Raw genomic sequence first — 1,173 nt, 5'->3', positions numbered from 1 at the left:
GATCGATTTTCCGCTTTCAAAATCAGCGGAGGCTGAAGTCAGCCAGAAATGCATGGCTACTTCAGAGGATCCTTAGGGGGCCCAATTCTTGTTAGAAGCCATGAATAAGAAATTTGAACCGGGCAATGCGCTGGATGGCGGTGCAGAAACAGAGTTGCACGCTATTGCTTGGGCAGGGAATCTTCGCAGAGCCCGCCGTCTAGTCAGAAAAGGAGCAGACGTTAACCATATCGATACTGCCGGGGAAACACCTCTGCACGGCGCGGCTGCCTGGGGGCGCTCAGGCATGGTTCGTTTTCTGTTATCGGTTGGGGCCCGTCACGATATAAAAGCGAAAAACACCAACGACATGACACCGCTCCACTGGGCTGCAAGGGCAAATCTGAAATCTGTACAAATACTGCTCAAGGCTGGCGCAAACAAAGAAGCAAAGGATGCTCAGGGTAATACTGCATACGACCTAGCCCTAAAGCATAAAAGGCCAAAAATTGCTGCGTACTTGGCTTCTAACTAGTGGTTCAAGTCGTTCGCTTCGCTCACTCGGGACCGGCTAAAGCCGGCCCCTTAACCAAACGTTAGGAACACCGAATGCGTATCGGCGTAAAACTCAAATTCTGGCTATTCAGGAATTACTGGTGGCTTCTTGGCACAATACTGGTCGGGGCAGTAGCGTTTTTCTTATGTACTGAAACCTCAATAACATCCATCGCTACAGTTGCGGGCTCCGTACTGTCAGTTATCTACTTCATCCAAAAACAGCGCCTAGAAGAACTTAAGCTATTTCGTGAGCTCTTCAAAGAATTCAATGCCCGCTATGACGGCATGAATGAAAATCTGGCCAACATCATAAGCAAAAGTAATACACCACTAACCTCAGAAGAAGAATCCTCGCTAATTGATTACTTCAATCTTTGCGGAGAAGAGCACCTTTATTATGAGCTTGGCTATATTGACCCCGTCGTATGGAAATCGTGGTGTAACGGAATGAGGTCAATCATTGAGTCACCAAGGGTAAAACCTCTTTGGGAAGCAGAAAAAGCAACAAGCTCTTACTACGGAATATCCCTATAAATTATGCGTGCGGTTTCCTAACTACTGGTATATGGACTCTCCCCACAAGCAGTGAGGACAGCTTTTTTCGATCCTGTCGTCAGCGCGGTTGCATTCGTATAT

Annotated in this window: 2 protein-coding genes; both read left to right on the top strand. The window is 47.5% G+C overall.

Features of this window, described 5'->3' with window-relative positions:
• The first annotated feature begins 100 nt into the window (after positions 1 to 100).
• Positions 101 to 514, top strand: coding sequence for an ankyrin repeat domain-containing protein (locus ACWKV7_RS23650; RefSeq protein ID WP_483860156.1), 414 nt, complete (start codon positions 101 to 103; stop codon positions 512 to 514).
• A 74-nt stretch (positions 515 to 588) separates the two neighbouring features.
• Positions 589 to 1,071 (top strand): hypothetical protein, encoded by a 483-nt coding sequence (locus ACWKV7_RS23645; protein ID WP_483860155.1) that lies wholly within the window; start codon positions 589 to 591, stop codon positions 1,069 to 1,071.
• Positions 1,072 to 1,173: the final 102 nt, after the last annotated feature.

The sequence above is a fragment of the Zestomonas ipomoeae genome (assembly GCF_057128665.1).
Note: the sequence above shows the minus strand (reverse complement) of the source record. Positions and strands in the feature narration are given on the sequence as shown.